Below are 215 nucleotides of genomic sequence, written 5' to 3' on the forward strand. Positions count from 1 at the left end.
ATTGGAGAGTTTGATCCTGGCTCAGGACGAACGCTGGCGGCATGCCTAATACATGCAAGTCGAGCGGACTTGAAGAGAAGCTTGCTTCTCTGATGGTTAGCGGCGGACGGGTGAGTAACACGTAGGCAACCTGCCCTCAAGCTTGGGACAACTACCGGAAACGGTAGCTAATACCGAATAGTTGTTTTCTTCTCCTGAAGAGAACTGGAAAGACG

At 51.2% G+C, this 215-nt stretch carries 1 rRNA gene; it reads left to right on the forward strand.

The window, feature by feature from the left end:
- A 16S ribosomal RNA gene (locus tag HP548_RS00020) occupies positions 1-215 on the forward strand; the annotation flags it as partial.

Origin of the sequence: Paenibacillus taichungensis (assembly GCF_013359905.1) — a bacterium.
In the GTDB taxonomy this organism is placed as follows: Bacteria; Bacillota; Bacilli; order Paenibacillales; family Paenibacillaceae; genus Paenibacillus; species Paenibacillus taichungensis.